Annotated in this window: 15 protein-coding genes; 5 read left to right on the forward strand and 10 right to left on the reverse strand. The window is 61.8% G+C overall.

All coding sequences use genetic code 11. The features are described 5' to 3' along the window. The first annotated feature begins 30 nt into the window (after positions 1 to 30). The gene (gene mfd / locus NANH_RS0102730) at positions 31 to 3,552 is read left to right on the forward strand and encodes a transcription-repair coupling factor (protein WP_027260663.1); all 3,522 of its coding nucleotides are present in this window, start codon (positions 31 to 33) and stop codon (positions 3,550 to 3,552) included. 87 nt (positions 3,553 to 3,639) lie between these two features. Continuing rightward, complete coding sequence (locus NANH_RS0102735) at positions 3,640 to 4,134, forward strand: DUF992 domain-containing protein (RefSeq protein ID WP_036049303.1); 495 nt, start codon at positions 3,640 to 3,642, stop codon at positions 4,132 to 4,134. Positions 4,135 to 4,380: 246 nt separating this feature from the next. Here NANH_RS0102735 and NANH_RS0102740 read toward each other — a convergent pair whose 3' ends face one another. From NANH_RS0102740 to NANH_RS0102760, 5 genes are read right to left on the reverse strand one after another with little or no spacing between them, the layout of a single operon-like run. Beyond that, the gene (locus NANH_RS0102740) at positions 4,381 to 6,045 is read right to left on the reverse strand and encodes a hypothetical protein (RefSeq protein ID WP_027260665.1); all 1,665 of its coding nucleotides are present in this window, start codon (positions 6,043 to 6,045) and stop codon (positions 4,381 to 4,383) included. Between the two features lie 55 nt (positions 6,046 to 6,100). Then, the gene (locus tag NANH_RS28315) at positions 6,101 to 6,247 is read right to left on the reverse strand and encodes a hypothetical protein (protein WP_154665556.1); all 147 of its coding nucleotides are present in this window, start codon (positions 6,245 to 6,247) and stop codon (positions 6,101 to 6,103) included. Positions 6,248 to 6,295: 48 nt separating this feature from the next. Beyond that, positions 6,296 to 6,691, reverse strand: coding sequence for a potassium channel family protein (locus NANH_RS25245; protein ID WP_051372211.1), 396 nt, complete (start codon positions 6,689 to 6,691; stop codon positions 6,296 to 6,298). After that, positions 6,688 to 7,353 (reverse strand): DsbA family oxidoreductase, encoded by a 666-nt coding sequence (locus tag NANH_RS0102755; RefSeq protein ID WP_027260666.1) that lies wholly within the window; start codon positions 7,351 to 7,353, stop codon positions 6,688 to 6,690. The genes NANH_RS25245 and NANH_RS0102755 overlap by 4 nt, the downstream gene beginning before the upstream one ends. Then, positions 7,350 to 8,867 carry a class I adenylate-forming enzyme family protein gene (locus NANH_RS0102760; RefSeq protein ID WP_027260667.1) on the reverse strand — a complete coding sequence of 506 codons (1,518 nt, stop codon included), beginning with the start codon at positions 8,865 to 8,867 and terminating at the stop codon, positions 7,350 to 7,352. Before NANH_RS0102760 ends, NANH_RS0102755 begins: the two co-directional genes overlap by 4 nt. 64 nt (positions 8,868 to 8,931) lie before the next feature. Here NANH_RS0102760 and NANH_RS0102765 point away from each other — a divergent pair, with 64 nt between their 5' ends. After that, on the forward strand, positions 8,932 to 9,555 hold the full coding sequence (locus NANH_RS0102765) for a helix-turn-helix domain-containing protein (RefSeq protein WP_027260668.1): 624 nt from the start codon (positions 8,932 to 8,934) through the stop codon (positions 9,553 to 9,555). 14 nt (positions 9,556 to 9,569) lie between these two features. Here NANH_RS0102765 and NANH_RS0102770 read toward each other — a convergent pair whose 3' ends face one another. Together NANH_RS0102770 and NANH_RS0102775 are read right to left on the reverse strand one after the other, a co-directional pair. Then, positions 9,570 to 9,806: a hypothetical protein gene (locus NANH_RS0102770; RefSeq protein WP_036049308.1), complete on the reverse strand. Its 237-nt coding sequence runs from the start codon at positions 9,804 to 9,806 to the stop codon at positions 9,570 to 9,572. A 143-nt stretch (positions 9,807 to 9,949) separates the two neighbouring features. Then, complete coding sequence (locus tag NANH_RS0102775; protein ID WP_036049311.1) at positions 9,950 to 11,767, reverse strand: extracellular solute-binding protein; 1,818 nt, start codon at positions 11,765 to 11,767, stop codon at positions 9,950 to 9,952. A 321-nt stretch (positions 11,768 to 12,088) separates the two neighbouring features. Between NANH_RS0102775 and NANH_RS0102780 the strand changes: the two genes are divergently transcribed. Together NANH_RS0102780 and NANH_RS0102785 are read left to right on the forward strand one after the other, a co-directional pair. Further along, positions 12,089 to 12,862 (forward strand): 3-hydroxybutyrate dehydrogenase, encoded by a 774-nt coding sequence (locus tag NANH_RS0102780; protein WP_027260671.1) that lies wholly within the window; start codon positions 12,089 to 12,091, stop codon positions 12,860 to 12,862. A 76-nt stretch (positions 12,863 to 12,938) separates the two neighbouring features. After that, on the forward strand, positions 12,939 to 13,973 hold the full coding sequence (locus tag NANH_RS0102785) for a patatin-like phospholipase family protein (RefSeq protein ID WP_027260672.1): 1,035 nt from the start codon (positions 12,939 to 12,941) through the stop codon (positions 13,971 to 13,973). A 52-nt stretch (positions 13,974 to 14,025) separates the two neighbouring features. On the opposite strand, the gene NANH_RS0102790 is transcribed toward NANH_RS0102785, so the two are convergent. The 3 genes from NANH_RS0102790 to NANH_RS0102800 form a co-directional block, all read right to left on the reverse strand. Continuing rightward, on the reverse strand, positions 14,026 to 14,727 hold the full coding sequence (locus NANH_RS0102790; protein ID WP_027260673.1) for a DUF502 domain-containing protein: 702 nt from the start codon (positions 14,725 to 14,727) through the stop codon (positions 14,026 to 14,028). Positions 14,728 to 14,805: 78 nt separating this feature from the next. Continuing rightward, a complete protein-coding gene (locus NANH_RS0102795; protein ID WP_027260674.1) occupies positions 14,806 to 15,720 on the reverse strand; it encodes a pseudouridine-5'-phosphate glycosidase in 915 nt (304 codons plus the stop codon). Continuing rightward, a complete protein-coding gene (locus tag NANH_RS0102800; protein WP_027260675.1) occupies positions 15,717 to 16,613 on the reverse strand; it encodes a PfkB family carbohydrate kinase in 897 nt (298 codons plus the stop codon). The genes NANH_RS0102795 and NANH_RS0102800 overlap by 4 nt, the downstream gene beginning before the upstream one ends. Positions 16,614 to 16,620 lie beyond the last annotated feature (7 nt).

Genomic DNA, 16,620 nt, shown 5'->3' on the forward strand with positions numbered 1-16,620 from the left:
CCGAAACCTGACCAATACAGGGACATCCAGATGACCGCATCCGGACATATCACCGTCAGCGGCGCGCCCGAAGGGTTCGATGCGCGGCTGATCCTGAACGAGATCGCCAAAAGCGACGCGCCGGTCCTGCATGTGGCGCGCGATGACAAACGTATGGCCGCCCTGCGCGCGGCTCTGGCGTTCTTTGCACCGGACATGCCGGTGCTGACCTTTCCGGGCTGGGACTGCCTGCCTTATGACCGGGTGTCGCCCAATGCCGATATCTCGGCGGCGCGGATGGCGACGCTGGCCGCGCTGGTGCATCAGATGCCGACGCGCTTTGTGCTGCTGACCACGCTGAATGCGGCCACCCAGCGTGTCCCCGCGCGCGCGGTGCTGCGCGAGGCGGCGTTCACCGCCCGCGTCGGCAGCCGCATGAACGAGACCGCGTTGCGCCAGTTTCTGGTGCGCATGGGCTTTTCCCAAAGTCCGACCGTGATGGAGCCGGGTGACTATGCCATCCGTGGTGGCATCATCGACATCTATCCCCCCGGCGACACCGGCCCGGTGCGGCTGGACCTGTTCGGCGATGTGCTGGACGGGGCGCGCCGCTTTGACGCCGGTACCCAGCGCACCACCGAAAAGCTCGACATGATAGAACTGGCTCCGGTGTCCGAGGTCATTCTGGACGACGCCGCAATCACCCGCTTCCGGCAGAACTACCGCATCGAATTCGGCGCGGCGGGCACCGACGATCCGCTCTACGAGGCGGTCAGCGCCGGGCGCAAGCATCAGGGTATCGAACACTGGCTGCCGTTCTTTCATGACCGGCTGGAAACCCTGTTCGACTATCTGCCCGGCGTGCCGGTGTCGCTGGACGATCAGGTCACCGCGTCGCGCCTGTCGCGCTGGGACAGCATCGCCGATCAATACGAGACCCGCAAACTGGCGATGCAGGCCAAGGCGCGTATCGACAGCGTCTACAAACCCGCACCGCCCGACCTGCTGTATCTGGACGATGCCGCCTGGACCGCCGCCGTCGCCGACCGCCGCGTGTTACAGTTCAACCCGCTGCCCCAGGCCACCGGCCCCGGTGTGATCGACGCGGGCGGGCGCATCGGGCGCAATTTCGCCCCCGAACGCCAGCAGGAACAGATCAGCCTGTTCGGTGCGCTGGCCGACCACATCCGCGCCCGGATGCAGCAGGGGCCGGTGGTCATCGCCTCCTATTCCGAAGGCGCGCGCGAACGTCTGGCGGGGCTGATCGAAGACGAAGGGCTGGCCGAAACCATCGCCATCGCCAATGCCACCCGCATCGGCAAACGCGGTCTGCACCTGGCGGTCTGGGCACTGGAGCACGGGTTTCAGGGGCCACTGGCCTCAAGCAGCGAAACGGTAGGCCAACACAGGACTCTCACCGTTATCGCCGAACAGGATGTGCTGGGGGACCGGCTGATCCGCAGGGCGCGCAAACGCCGCAAGGCCGAAAACTTCCTGACCGAAACCCAATCCCTGTCGCCCGGCGATCTGGTGGTGCATGTGGACCACGGCATCGGGCGCTATCAGGGGATGGAGGTGATCACCGCCGCCGGGGCCGCCCACGAATGCCTCAGCCTGGAATATGCCGAGTCCGCGCGGCTGTATCTGCCGGTCGAAAACATCGAACTGCTGTCGCGCTATGGCCACGAAGAGGGTCTGCTGGACAAACTGGGCGGCGGCGCATGGCAGGCCAAAAAGGCCAGGCTCAAGGAACGCATCCGCGAGATGGCCGACCGCCTGATCCGGGTGGCCGCCGAACGCGCCCTGCGCCGGGCACCGGTCCTGGAACCCGAGCACCACGCGTGGGAGGCCTTTTCCGCCCGTTTTCCGTATCAGGAAACCGACGATCAACTGGGGGCCATCGCCGACGTTCTGGGCGACATGTCCAGCGGCCAGCCGATGGACCGGCTGATCTGCGGCGATGTGGGGTTCGGCAAGACCGAGGTTGCCATGCGCGCCGCCTTTGTCGCCGCCATGTCCGGCGTACAGGTCGCCATCATCGCCCCCACGACCCTGCTGGCGCGCCAGCACTACGCCAGCTTCGCGGACCGCTTCCGTGGCTTTCCCTTTCAGGTGCGGCAACTGTCGCGCTTTGTGTCCGCCAAGGATGCGCAACTGACGCGTGACGGCATGGCCAAGGGCACCGTGGACATCGTGATCGGCACCCATGCCCTGTTGGCCAAAGGCGTCCGGTTTCAGAACCTCGGCCTGTTGATCATCGACGAAGAACAGCATTTCGGCGTCACCCACAAGGAACGGCTCAAGGCGCTGCGCAGCGACATCCACGTGCTGACCCTGACCGCCACGCCGATCCCGCGCACCCTGCAACTGTCGCTGTCCGGCGTGCGCGACCTGTCGATCATCGGCACGCCGCCGGTCGACCGGCTGGCGATCCGCACCTATGTCAGCGAATTTGACGCCGTCACCATCCGCGAGGCGCTGCTGCGCGAACATTATCGCGGCGGGCAATCGTTCTATGTCGTGCCGCGCATCACCGATCTGGCTGACATCGAAGAGTTCCTCAAGGATCAGGTTCCCGAAGTCAGCGTCATCGTCGCCCATGGCCAGATGGCGGCAGGCGAACTCGACGACCGCATGAATGCCTTTTACGACGGAAAATACGATGTGCTGCTGGCCACCACCATCGTCGAATCCGGGCTGGACATCCCGACCGCCAATACCATGGTGATCCACCGCGCCGACATGTTCGGACTGGCGCAGCTTTACCAGATCCGGGGCCGGGTGGGGCGCAGCAAGACCCGTGCCTATGCGTATCTCACCACCAGGCCGCGCGCCAGGCTGACCGCAACGGCCGAAAAACGCCTGCGTGTGCTGGGGTCGCTCGACACCCTCGGCGCGGGCTTTACCCTCGCGTCGCAGGATCTGGACATTCGCGGCGCCGGCAACCTGCTGGGCGAGGAACAGTCGGGCCAGATGCGCGACGTCGGCTACGAACTCTATCAATCCATGCTCCAAGAGGCGATCGCCAAGATCCGCTCGGGTCAGATGGAAGGGCTGAGCGAGGCCGACGACCAATGGGCACCGCAGATCAATCTCGGTGTACCGGTGCTGATCCCCGAGGCCTATGTGCCCGATCTGGACGTGCGCCTTGGTCTCTACCGCCGCCTGTCCAGCCTGAGCACCAAGGTCGAACTCGAAGGTTTCGCCGCCGAGCTGATCGACCGCTTTGGTAAACTCCCGCGCGAGGTCAACACCCTGCTGCTGGTGGTGCGCATCAAGGCGATGTGCAAGCGCGCCGGCATTGCCAAGCTCGACGGCGGTCCCAAGGGCGCGACGATCCAGTTCCACAATGACAAATTCGCCAGCCCCGAAGGGTTGGTGCAGTTCATTCAGGATCAGAACGGGCTGGCCAAGGTCAAGGACAACAAGATCGTCGTGCGCCGCGACTGGAGCAAGGAAAGCGACAAGATCAAAGGGGCCTTTGCTCTTGCCCGCGACCTTGTGGAAAAACTCGTTCAGGCCCGCAAGCAGGCCAAAGCCAGGGCCGCAACGGGCGGCAAATCGCCTGCCTGAAGAAATCCTCTGCGCCGTGCAAGCAGACATTGAACATCGACCGGCTGACGCTAATGTGGCGTATCATTTCAACCGACAGGAGCGACCATGACCAATGTTTTCCAACTGACCCGCACCGCGCTGGCCAGTGCCGTCGCGGTCACCGCGCTCGGCTTGGCCACCGCCGCAACGGCCGATGACAAGAACACCCAGATCGGCATGCTCGAATGCACCGTCGAAGGCGGTGTCGGCCTGTTGCTGGGGTCGAAAAAAGACATGACCTGCACCTTCGAGCGCAAGGACGGCGGCACCGAAAAATACACCGGGCGCGTCACCAAGATCGGCGTCGACATCGGCGTGACCAAGGAAAGCCATATCAAATGGGCCGTGCTGGCCCCGTCGGGCAAGGCGGACGCGGGTGCGCTGGCCGGCAAATATGACGGCGTCACCGCCGAGGCCACCGTGGCCGGCGGTGTCGGGGCCAACGCGCTGTTCAGCGTCGGCAACAATCTGACGCTGCAACCGTTCAGCGTGCAGGACCAAAAGGGTCTGAACATCGCGGGCGGTCTGGCCCAGATCAAACTGGATTACGTCACCGAATAAGCCTCTGGCGGTCATCGGTCCCGGCCGGTGACCCCGCCTCCCTGATCATCCTTCAGGCCTTCCCGTTGGCACCGTAGGCGCGGTTAACCCTGCCGGGGGCAGACCCGCGTATGTACGCGGTATGTACAGGATATGCACCGGAAGCCACATGCAGGGTTTGGCCGGTCCAGCCTTGTTAACATGGGGTTTGCGGCAGGTTCGCGCCAGGGGCGGCCAGGCCGTGGTGAGCTTTCGCTAACCTGTGCGTCAGCACGCCGCCCGCATTGCCGCCTGGGCGCAGAAACACGACGCACCCACCGCCCGGTCGGCACGGGCCAGCGCCAGATCCAGCCGTTGTTTGACCTGAACGATCTCGACGGCCTCGCCGCGTTCTTTCAGGCAGTCATGCAAGCCCTTGAGGCTCCAGACGTTATCGGGATGAATGCTGGCGCGCGACAGCGCGCCGCCCAGGCCCAGATCCTCGCGATACACGGCTTCGGCCTCGGCCACATGGCCCTGCTCAAACAGCAGTGCCCCCAAGGCGTGGCGCGCAGGCTGCATCCAGCCCCACGGCTCGTCATAGGGCAAGGCGTCGTCCAGCGCCACGGACCGGCGCAGACGATCGAAGGCGGCAGCGAAATTTTCCTTGCGGTACTCGATTTCTCCACGCAGCATTTCAGCTGCAATTTCAAGCAGGTCGCACACAGTGTTATTGTGCAGAAGCCGGCTCTCTGGCACCTGGTCCTTGGCGGTCAGGAACACCTGTTCTTCGGCCTCCGCCTCGGCGACGCGCCCGGTCGCAGCCAAGGCCAGCGCCCGTGCGTAATGGGTGGTGGCCGTCAGGGTGCGGAACAATTCGGGGTCTTTGGGCGGTGACATCGCAATCAGCTCGTCCCAGCGTCCGAACCGGATCAAGACGTGCGGCTCCATCGCCATGTAGCTTTCGAAATAGTCCGCCATCGGCGGGCTTTCGATCCGCAGCATCTCTTGGGGAACGGTCACGGCCATGCCGCGCACCGCCTCTAGCGCAGGTTCCATTTGTCCAAGGAAAAGAGCGCCATAGATGACAAAGTGATAGTTGTGCTGCCGATAGCCGGTATAGATATTGAACGCGCCTTCGCGCTGGTAATATTTCAAATCGGCTTCGACTGCCTTTCGGTTCCAATGCACCACATTCTGATAATGCCCGCACAGCACGTCGATATGGGTCGGCATATGTACCAGATGACCTGCATCCGGTACCAGCGTGCGCAAAACATCTCCTGCCTTCAACGCCTTCTCAGGAAAAGGTGACATTTCCATCAGGTGCACATACAGATGTAACAGACCCGGATGCGTCATCGCGCCGGGCTGATCGGCCATGGCGCTTTCCAGCACCTGCTGGGCCTCCAGCGTCGCTGCTCCCTGCGCAGGCGCGCCACTGGCCAGATCCCACATCTTCCACGGCGTCAGATTCAAAAGCGCTTCCACATAGATGGTCCGCAGATCCAGATGATCCGGACAACCCGCAAACGCCGCGCGCATGGCGTCGGCAAAATGTTGGTTCCAGACCTGCATATCGGCGTGGAGTTCGCGCTGGGGATACCGCGCGGGCAGGGCCGCGATCAAAGCCTGCTCCACCGGCGTGCACCCCTGCGCGAGGTTCAGCGCCGCCTGGGTCGCGTCATAGGCCAGCGCCAGCGCCTTGGCCCGGCCTGCCTCGTCAAACAGCTCCCACGGCATGTTGTAGTTGGGCCCGCCCGCATAAGCGACGCCCCAATGGGCCATGGCGCAATCGGCGTCATGTTCCAGCGCCCGCTGAAAACAGGCGACCGCTTCTTCGTGATTGTAGCCATAGGTCCAGACCAGCCCGCGATCAAACCATGTCTGGGCCTGCTCGGACCGGGTGGTAACGCGGCAGCTGTGGGTGCCGAGGTCATAATATTCCTGCATGTCGAGCCTCCGAAGACGCGGCATTATAACCGGAATATGCTTGTAGATACAGGCGCTAGAGCGACATGCGGTCTTTGACCCGTGCCATGTGCGGCATCAGCGCAAAACCGGGCACCGCCATCGTCGTGATGCCGCTGGCCAGCGACAGAGCTGTTCGGTCAAACAGCAGGCCCATCCAGGCAAGGCAGGTCAACGAGAGCACAAATATTCCGCGCCAGCCGACGATCGCAATGATTGCGCGGCGCCTGGGCTATTTGTGCGCATCAGAGCGGCCGCTCTGTTGGTCTGTGACCGGTGTGGTCGGCCGATCGTCCTCATTTGCGGCCGCGCTGTCCTTCGGGCGATGGCCCAGATGCCCGATCAGCCATTCGGTGTGCTCTTCGCGCTTGCGCATCTGAAACACCGCGAACTGCTGGATCGCGACGGCGAAAATCCCCAGCCCGACAAAGATAAACCCGGTGGTGGCCAGCTTGCCCAGGGCGCTGGTTGGCACCAGCGACCCATAGCCGACCGTGGAAATGGTCACGACGGTGAAGAAATAGGAATCCAGCCAGCTCCAGCCTTCGGCCAGATGAAAAAACACCGTGCCCGAGAGCACGATACCGACCAGGCTGATGATGACAGTTTGAGCTTTGATCTGTCTCACGCCGCCCCGTCGCCTTTCTTCAACTGCTCTTGCAGTTCACCGATCACTTTCCGCCACAAATCGGGCGGCTGCGCGCCGGGCACGGCATGCTTGCCCGCAACGATGAAGGTCGGCACCGAGGTCACGCCCATTTCGCGGCTATGGGTGTCGCGATTGGCAATGTCGTCCCTGTCGGCATCGGACGTCAGAAGGCGCATCACCACCGACGCATCCATTCCGATGGAATCCGCGATATCGGCCAGAACCTCATGGTCGCCGATGTCCCTCGCGTCGACGAAATAGGCCTGAAACAGCGCGTCCACCGCTTGGGTCTGCTTGCTTTCGATGCCGGCCCAGTGGATCAGGCGGTGCGCATCCAATGTGTTGGGCGTGCGCTGCATATCCTCGAAATTGATCGTCAAACCCGCCGCTGCTGCGCGCTCCACAACCGGAGCATAGGCGTGCACGGCACCTTCCTTGCCTCCGAACTTGGCTTCGAGATAGGCCCGGCGGTCCATACCTTCGGGCGGCATGTCCGGATTCAGCTGGAACGGGTGCCACTGGATCACAAAAGGATGGTCCGGCACCTGCGCCAGAGCCGCGTCCAAATGGGTCTTGCCAATATAACACCAGGGGCAGATCGGGTCGGAAATGATGTCAAGCGTGATGGTTTGGTCGTTCATGTATTCGGAGCCTTGAAATATGCGGGCAAGGCGCGGCGCAGCAGCTTGCCATTGGGGCCGGCGGGGAGCGCGGGCAGGTGGATATAGGCGCGCGGTTGCTTGTAGCGCGCCAGCTTGTCCTGGACATAGGTGTGCAGGTCGCTGTCGTCCAGTATGGCGGGGCCGGTATAGAAGGCGGCGATGATACGGGTGTCCTGCTTGACTTCGATATCGGTGACGCCGATCTGGGTGATGCCCGGGTGGGCGGACAGGACGGCTTCGACTTCGACCGGTGAAACCCGGTAGCCACCGGCGTTCATCATGTCGTCGTTGCGGCCCAGATAGGTGATTTGACCGTCCACCGCCATGGCCCCGATGTCGCCGGTCAGGAACCAGTCGCCCTGCATCCGTGCCTCAGTCTCTTCGGGCGCATTGAGATAGCTCAGCATTAGACCGGGATCGTCGCGGCGCACGGCAATGACACCGGGTTCGCCTTGCGCGACGGGACCCGTTTCGTCGACGATTGCCACCCTGCGCCCCGTTTGCGGCTGTCCCAATGCCTCGCCACGTGCGGGATGGGTCGGGCCGGAGGAGATGAAGGTCGAGCATTCGGACATGCCGTATGCCTCGTATAACTCGGTGCCGGTGGCGCGGGTCCAGGTCCGGTGCAGATGTGGCGACAGCTTTTCGCCGGCGCATAGCCCGTGGCGCAGGTCAGGCAGATTCACCCGAACGTCATCTCTGAGAAACTTTCGATAAACTCCTGGTGCAGCAGCAAAAATTGTTGCGCTATATCGTTTCAGAAGGTCGGGAAACACTGCTGGGTCTGTTCCGGGCTCGGGGATCAGCGCCGTAGCGCCGATGGTCCAGGGATCCATCAGGCCGGTGCCCAGCGTATAGGTCCAATTGAACGCCCCGGCATGCATCAATCGATCGTCGGGGCGTAATCCGTACCACCCGTCCATCATCATCTGGCGCGCCCAGATTGCCCGGTGTGCATGGGCCACAGCGCGAGGTTTGCCCGATGTACCCGAGGTATACACCACATAGGCCAGCCGATCGGGATCGCCCATCGCCCAGTCGCAGGGGGGCATTTCATACATGTTGCGCAGATCCGCGAGCGACAATTCAAGCGGGTGTGGTGCGCAGGCCACGCCGGGATCGCGCAGCACGGCGGCGGGTGCCAGTTCTTCGATCATCCGGGCGGTTTCCGCCTCGGTCAGCTGCGACGAGGTTGGGACTGGTACCAACCCGGCTGCAATCGCACCCAGATAGGCGATGGGGAAATCCAATGTGTTTCCCAGGCGCATCAATATCATGTCGCCAGGCGTCAATCCTGCATCTAGCAGGCCAGTGCCGGTGCCACGCACAGCCTGTTCCAATCCGGCATAGGTCAGATCCTGCGCGGCCTGCAGGCCCAGCACGGACAATGCCACCTTTTCGGGGTCCGCACAGGTCTGGCCCAGCACATGAGCGGCCAGGTTGAACGGTACAGGGCAGGGCGGCGGAGGCCCCTGGTCAAAGATCGATAACATTGCCCGTGGCTAGCCCGATGCAGCGGTCGTTGCAAGCAGCGCCGAGCCTGCCTATAGAGGCGCAATGACACAGCGCGACCCGAAATCCCTGATCCGAATTGCCCGCAACTCGGGCCAGGAAACCGGTGGCGAACCGCTGGATCTGGGCGCGCGGGTGCGCGATTTACGCAAGGCGCGGTCATGGACGTTAGAGCAAGCGGCCAGTCAGGCGGGGCTGGCGCGCTCGACATTGTCCAAGATAGAGAATGGTCAGATGTCTCCGACCTACGACGCCTTGAAAAAGCTGGCGGTTGGGCTTGAAATAACCGTGCCACAACTGTTCACCCCGCCCCAGCGCGAGCAGGTCAACGGTCGCATGGCCGTGACGAAGTCGGGCGAAGGCTCTGCTCAGGCCACGGCAACCTATGAACACGAACTGCTGGCCGATACGCTGAGCAAGAAACAGATGCTGCCCTACCGCGCTCGCGTGCGCGCCCGCACGATGGAAGAGTTCGACGGTTGGGTGCGCCACGACGGCGAGGAATTCCTGTACGTGTTGACCGGAATGATACAGCTGTTCACCGAGTTTTACGAACCGGTCAGCATGCGTCGTGGCGACAGCGCCTATTACGATGCTACGATGGGGCACAACGTGGTGTCGATCAGCGACGAAGACGCAACTATACTGTGGGTAACATCGTTGGTCTGATCGTATGGGGGGATTCAGGCCGCTTCGGTACTGTCGTCCGCTTCGCGTATCAGCGACTCGATATACAGAAAATCGTCGACCTCTTCATGAGCTTCGGTCAGCGACAGATTATGGGTTTGCGCCAGATAAGCCTCGAAACGGGCGCGTCCGCGCGTCGCGTGCGGCATTGCACTGTCATCCAGATATGGAAACCGACTTTGCAACCGTGTGAACCAGGCGGCCAAGTCGTCGGTGGTGTTCTTCCAGGTCATGCGTGTGTGGCTCCCCATTGACACTCGCTTACCCTCCCAGACCATAGCTTATCGCCGCGTCGGAGCAGGAGAATGCGGCGATCCGTCGCAGGCGAAAAATGGCCGATCAGGGGGCGCGGGTCGCGGCAGAGCGGGCGTGGCCATCACTCTGCCTGATACCACCAGACATCGGGTAGAAAGCCGATGCCGTCGCCATAGATCGGCAGGCGCGCAGGATATCGCAATTCGCGAATATGGGCGATTCGGCCTACGTCGAATTGCCAGATCGGGATCACGTACCGCCCGGTGGTCAGCACCCTGTCCAACGCTCGTACGGCGGTGGCGAAATCCTCGCGGGTTCCGGCCTGCAACATGGCGTCGATCATCCCGTCTACCGCTGGCGAGGCAACTCCCATCAGGTTGCGCGTGCCTGGCGTGTCGGCCCTCGAACTGCCCCAATAGAGATGTTGTTCGTTGCCCGGTGACAGTGAAAGGTCGCGGCGAAAGGTCGTCATATCGAAGTCCTGCGCACTGATACGGGCGGTATATTGTGCATCATCCACCGTGCTGACGGACACGGCGATTCCCAACCGTTCAAGCGCGCGCGCATAGAGTTCGATTACCGTCTGGTTGCCGGTATCGCCCTGCCTCAGCAGCACGTCAAAGGCAAAGATCCGGCCCTGTTCATTGCGCAGCACGCCGTCGCTTACTCGCCAGCCGGCCTGGTTCAACAAGCCCATGGCCTGCCGCAGATTGCCCCGGTTCCGGGCGGTTCCATCACTGACCGGCAGGCTGTACCCGTCCAGCGCCCCGGGCAGCAGACTGTCGGAATAGGGTGTCAACAATTTCCGAACCTTATCGTCGACCGGCCCGGAACGCATCGCCAGGTCCGAATTCGAAAAATAGGATGTGATGCGTGGTTGCACGCCACCGGTGATGGTATCGTTGATGAACTCGAAATTAAATGCCAGCAGCATCGCTTCTCGCACACGCCAATCGTCAAACGGTGTACGGCGCGTGTTCATCACAAACCCGGTCATGCCCGAGGGGCGGCGATGCGGGATCTCGGTCTTTACGATGTCGCCACGCAGCACCGCAGGAAAGCCATATTGCCGGTCCCATTTTTCGGCGTTGAACTCGCGGATGACGTTCAGTTCTCCGGCTTTGAAGGCTTCGAACAGAACGGTCTGGTCGCCGTAAAATTCGATGCGCATTTCGTCGAAGTTCTGGGTGCCGCGGCGGAACGGCAGGTCCTTGCCCCAATAGTCGGGATTGCGCCGCAGGGTCACATGGCGTGAGGCTTCAAAGTCGCTGACCACATAGGCACCGGTTCCGATGGGGATTTCATCCAGGCCCGATGCCGTAAAATCCTTGCCCTGCCATTGCGCCTTTTTCAGCACCGGGCGCATCCCGGCGATCAGGGCCAGTTCCCGGTTGTCGGTGTTGAATTCCAGCCGCACGGTGCGTGGCCCGGTTTGCCGGATATCGGATATCTGGCTGGCCATGCCGCGATAGCGAAGATGACCCTGGCTGCCCAGGGTCTGGTAGGACCAGATCACGTCCTCGACTGTCACCGGGCTGCCGTCCGAGAAACGGGCCTCGGCGCGCAGGTCGAATTCGACCCAGGACCGGTCCGGGGCGGTACGCACCGATTCGGCCAACACTCCATACAGCGTGAACGGTTCGTCCCAGGATCGGCCCATCAAGGACTCATAACCCCAAAATCCCAATTGCCAGGGCGCGGTGCCTTTCTGAACGAACGGGTTGAGCGAATCAAAGCCCCCGGTGTTGCCGAAAACGACGCGTCCACCCTTGGGCGCGTCCGGGTTGGCATAGGGCAGAGACACAAAATCCGGTGGTAGGGCGGGGGTGCCGTACATAGCTATGCCATGGGATGATTCTGCCGATGCGGCATTGGTCGCCGCAAAGGTGGCGAATCCTATGATCAGTGCGCATGCGCGTTGGAAAAATTCTGGTCGCACTTTGGCAACAATCCTGCTCTGTCTTTATTTTATTAACGTTTAGGCTAACGAGGGATTCACGTCTTTTCAAACTTTTAGCTTGGATGCCGCATGGGAATTGCGTATAAAGGTCTCACTGCTCGATAGGTTTCTTGCCTGTATGAAACCTGCCTCAATAACTTAACGCCCGCTTCGTGCGGGCGTTTTTTTTGACCTCTTGCAGCACATCCTGCGATACCGGCTCCAAACGCCAAAGTTAGGCCTGCGATCTGATTTGCCGTTCCCTTTGCACCTGCAGCATGACAGTTTGCAAGCCATGTATTGCAACAATGAGGGGTCGTCATGTCGCTGAATGGAAAAACTGCCGTCATTACCGGATCGAACTCGGGGATCGGGTTGGGGATTGCCTGGGAAATGGCCCGGGCCGGAGCGAATGTTGTATTGAATTCGTTTACCGACAACGAGGAAGACCATGTTTTGGCGCGTCAGATCGCTGACGAGACCGGGGTTTCTGCCCGCTACATCAAGGCGGACATGTCCAAGGGTGCGGAATGCCGCGCATTGATCGGACAGGCGGGCGACTGTGACATCCTCATCAACAACGCGGGCATCCAGCATGTGGCACCCATCGATCAATTCCCGGTCGAGAAATGGGATGCGATCATCGCCATCAACCTGAATTCCGCCTTTCACACGACTGCGGCCGCCTTGCCGATGATGCGCAAGGCGGGTTGGGGCAGGGTGGTGAATATCGCCAGCGCCCACGGGTTGACCGCCAGCCCGTATAAGGCCGCCTATATCGCGGCCAAGCACGGTATCGTCGGCATGACCAAGACGGTGGCGCTGGAAACCGCTGAAGAACCGATCACCGCGAATGCGATCTGCCCTGGATATGTTCTGACCCCTTTGGTCGAAGCCCAAATTCCGGACACGATGAAGGAATACGACATGGGCCGCGAAGAGGTTATCCGCAATGTGATGCTTGCTCGGCAGCCATCCAAGGAATTTGCAACCGTGGAACAGCTGGGCGGTACGGCCGTGTTCCTGTGTTCGGATGCCGCGGCCCAGATCACCGGGACCACGATTTCCGTCGATGGCGGATGGACCGCGCTGTAACGATTGTCGTGCCGCAGGTTCGGTGGGGGCCAGCCCCCACACCCCCGGAGTATTTCCCGCAAAAGGAAGCCAGGTCATGGGCGAAGTCAAACGGGTCAATCTGGCCCTGCAGGGGGGAGGCGCGCATGGCGCTTTTACCTGGGGGGTTCTGGACCGGATCCTTGAAGATGAGGACATCGAAATCGCGGGGATCTCGGGCACGTCGGCGGGGGCACTGAATGGCGCGGCGTTGAAGGCCGGGCTGCTCAATGGTGGACGAGACGGCGCACGCGCCAACCTGGACTGGCTGTGGTCCAGCATCGGGGTGCAGCAAGATGCGCGGCTGCTTGACTGGATGCGCGGTGTCGATCTGGCCCAGGTGGCTTGGGCACTTGAGAATTCTCCGGTCTTTGCAATGACCGACTTTCTGTCGCGCGTGGTGTCGCCCTACAGTTACAACCCGTTCTATCGCAACCCGCTGGAAAAGATTGTTCAGACCTTTGATTTCGGCAAGGTCTGTTCAAAGGTCGGCCCGGAGCTATTCATCTGCGCAACACGGGTGAGAACCGGGAAGATCCGGGTATTTTCGGGCGACGACATCACAACCGATGCGATTCTGGCGTCGGCCTGTCTGCCAACGCTGTTTCAGGCGGTCGAGATCGACGATCCTCAGACCGGGCGCCGCGAAGCCTATTGGGACGGCGGGTATTCCGGCAATCCGGCGCTGTTTCCGCTGTTCGCGGATCGGCTGCCGGCTGATATCGTGATCGTCAACATCAACCCGCTAGAACGCGACAGCGTGCCCACCACGCCACATCAGATCCAGAACCGGATCAATGAAATCAGTTTCAATTCCTCGCTGCTGCGCGAGTTGCGAGCCATCGGTTTTGTTCAGCGTCTGCTTGCAGATGGAACTCTGTCGACCGAGCGTATGAACCGGGTGCTGGTGCACATGATTGCCGATGATGCGCTGATGAACGAGTTGTCGGTAGCAACCAAGACGATTCCGAACGGCATTGTTCTGGACCGGCTCAAGTCTGCGGGGCGCATCGCGGCCGAGACGTTTCTGGCAGCACATAAGGGCGATCTGAATAACCGCAGCACCGTGGATCTGGCCGAGATGTACAGCTAACGGCGTCTGCGATTAACCGGCGAATTCAATACACGCAATGCACGATGTTCTGTCACCGATCGGTCGATGGTGCGATTTCAGGCGGCTCGGTCGGATCCTTGCCGTTTGGATAGACCAGCCCGGCAGAAATCACCAGTTTGGCCGCCTCTTCCACCGACATGTCCAGTTCGATCACGTCCTCGCTGGGCAGGAACAGCAGAAAGCCCGAGGTCGGGTTCGGCGTGGTGGGGAGGAACACGCTCATCATTTGGCCTGTGGTCTGCGCGCGTTTGGCGATTTCGCCCTTGGCGTTGGTCGAGATGAAGCCGATCGCCCAGATGCCCCGGCGCGGGTATTCGATCAGGCAGGCTTTTTCGAAACTGCGCTCGGACTGGGCGAAAACGGTTTCGGAAATCTGTTTTATCCCGGAATAGATTGAGCGCACGACCGGCATTCGGTCGACAAGGCTTTCCCCCCAGCGGATCAGTGAACGTCCGATCAAGCCCTTGGCAATCCAGCCAACAAAAACCGTGAACAGCAAGAATATGATGACACCGACGCCACGCAGGTTGATGCCGATATATTCTTCGGGTCGCAACCGGTGCGGCACGAGCGGCAATACGACCCCATCGATCCAGCCGATAACGCTCCAGATCAGCCAGATTGTGAGGCCGACCGGCGCAATCACAACCAGCCCGGTCAGAAAGGACGAGCGGAGTCGGGCAAACAGGCTGGCCTTGCGGACAAGTGGTTCTTCGTCAAATGGCGTGGTCATGGATGTTCCAACGGTTTCGCAGGCCAACCTAGGGTCTCGCTGACCCGGCTACAATGGCCATCGGCCTGCGGAGGTGACTCAGTCTGAGGAACTGCCCAAGGCTCGGGCGATCCGGGCCGCAAGTCGGGCGTTGTTGCGCACCAGGGCAATGTTGGCAGTCAAAGAGCGCCCCTGGGTCAGTTCAAAGATGCGTTGCAGCAGATACGGCGTGACCGCTTTGCCGCTGATGCGGTGTTTTGCGGCATCTGCCTGTGCGGTGGCGATGATCGGGGCCAGGGTTTCGGCGGCGATTTCGGCGTCGGCGGGAATCGGGTTGGCCACCAGCTGGCCGCCGGGAATGCCCAACGCGCGGCGCTCTCGATGGGCGCGGGCGATGGCGGCGGGGTCATCCAGGCGCAGCGGGGCGCGGTGCGGCGAGCGCGCCGACCAGAAGGCCGGGAAATTGTCCTGACCTACGCTGATCACCGGAACCCCCAGCGTCTCAAGGACTTCCAGTGTTTTGGGAATGTCGAGGATTGCCTTGGCTCCGGCCGCGATGACGGTCACAGGGGTCTGCGCCAATTCCTGCAGATCGGCCGAGACATCGAATGTGGTTTCGGCACCCTGATGCACGCCTCCGATACCGCCGGTTGCGAAAATCTCGATCCCGGCCCGGTGTGCGGCGATCATTGTGGCAGCAACGGTTGTGGATCCTGTCCCACCCGTGGCGATGCAAACTGCCAGATCGGCGCGCGACAGCTTGGCCACACCATGAGCCTGCCCCAGGGCCGTCAGTTGATCTGGCTCCAGTCCGATGTGCAGGCGACCTTCCAGCACTGCGATGGTGGCCGGGGCGGCACCCTCCGCGCGAATGTCGTCCTCGACCTGGCGTGCGACTTCGACATTCTGCGGATAGGGCATGCCGTGTGTGATGATGGTGCTTTCCAAGGCTACGATGGGTGTCTTGGAGGCGTGTGCGGCCTGGACTTCGGCAGAGAGGACAAGATCGGTCACAGCGGGGTTTCTCCTGAAACATAGGTTGCGGCGGCTTGCAGAGCGCGCGACAGCGCGGCATTTCGGTCTGCTCCGGCGGCTTCGGCGGCAATATGGGCGGCCATAAATGTATCGCCCGCTCCGGTCACACGGGTGACCAAGACTTCGGGCGGGGTTTGCGTAATGGTCTGGTGTGCGTCCGCTTCGGTGGCAGAGTTGCCGCCGTCGGTGACCAGAACCCGCAACGCGCCACGTGCCAGCAAACCGGTGGCTGCCTCGTCCGCAGTGGCAAAGGTGGTTTGGCACAACAGCCCGGCTTCCTCCAGATTGACATAGAGTGTTGCGCGTTGGTGGTTGAGAAAAGGCAGCAGCCGTTCTGCCTTGCCCGGGCTGGCCGGGGCGACTCGCAGGTCGGCGGCGGCAAAGGCAGGGCTTTGGGCGATGTGTTCCAGCAGTGACTGTGTCAGATTGCCATCCAACGCAACCCGCCCGGCAAAGGGGGCGCCATCGCGTCCCAGAGAGCCATCCGTCAGCGGACGCAGGATCTTGTCGCCTGCTGCCTCCAGCGAATGGGCGTCGGCAATGGCGGCAATCAGCCCGTTCGCGCCCTCGACTGCCATGTAGCGGTCGGTCGGCAGATCCTCTGAGCGATAGATGTGATTGGTTTGCATACCCAGCTGCGCACAGGCTGCCACCAGTTCGTCGCCTTCGGCATCGCGCCCGATGGCCGTCAGCAGAACCGGCGTCAGGCCGAACCTCACCAGCGTCATCGCGATATTCATGGCCACCCCACCGGGAAGGCGAGAGATGCGTCCCGGAACGTCCGAGCCTTGGCGCATATGGCTGGCGGACCGGCCAATGACGTCCCAAAGGACGCTGCCGATGCACAGGATCTGGTCTGGTTGTGCTGTCATGCCGATC

The sequence above is a fragment of the Sedimentitalea nanhaiensis DSM 24252 genome (assembly GCF_000473225.1).
Taxonomy (GTDB): domain Bacteria; phylum Pseudomonadota; class Alphaproteobacteria; order Rhodobacterales; family Rhodobacteraceae; genus Sedimentitalea; species Sedimentitalea nanhaiensis.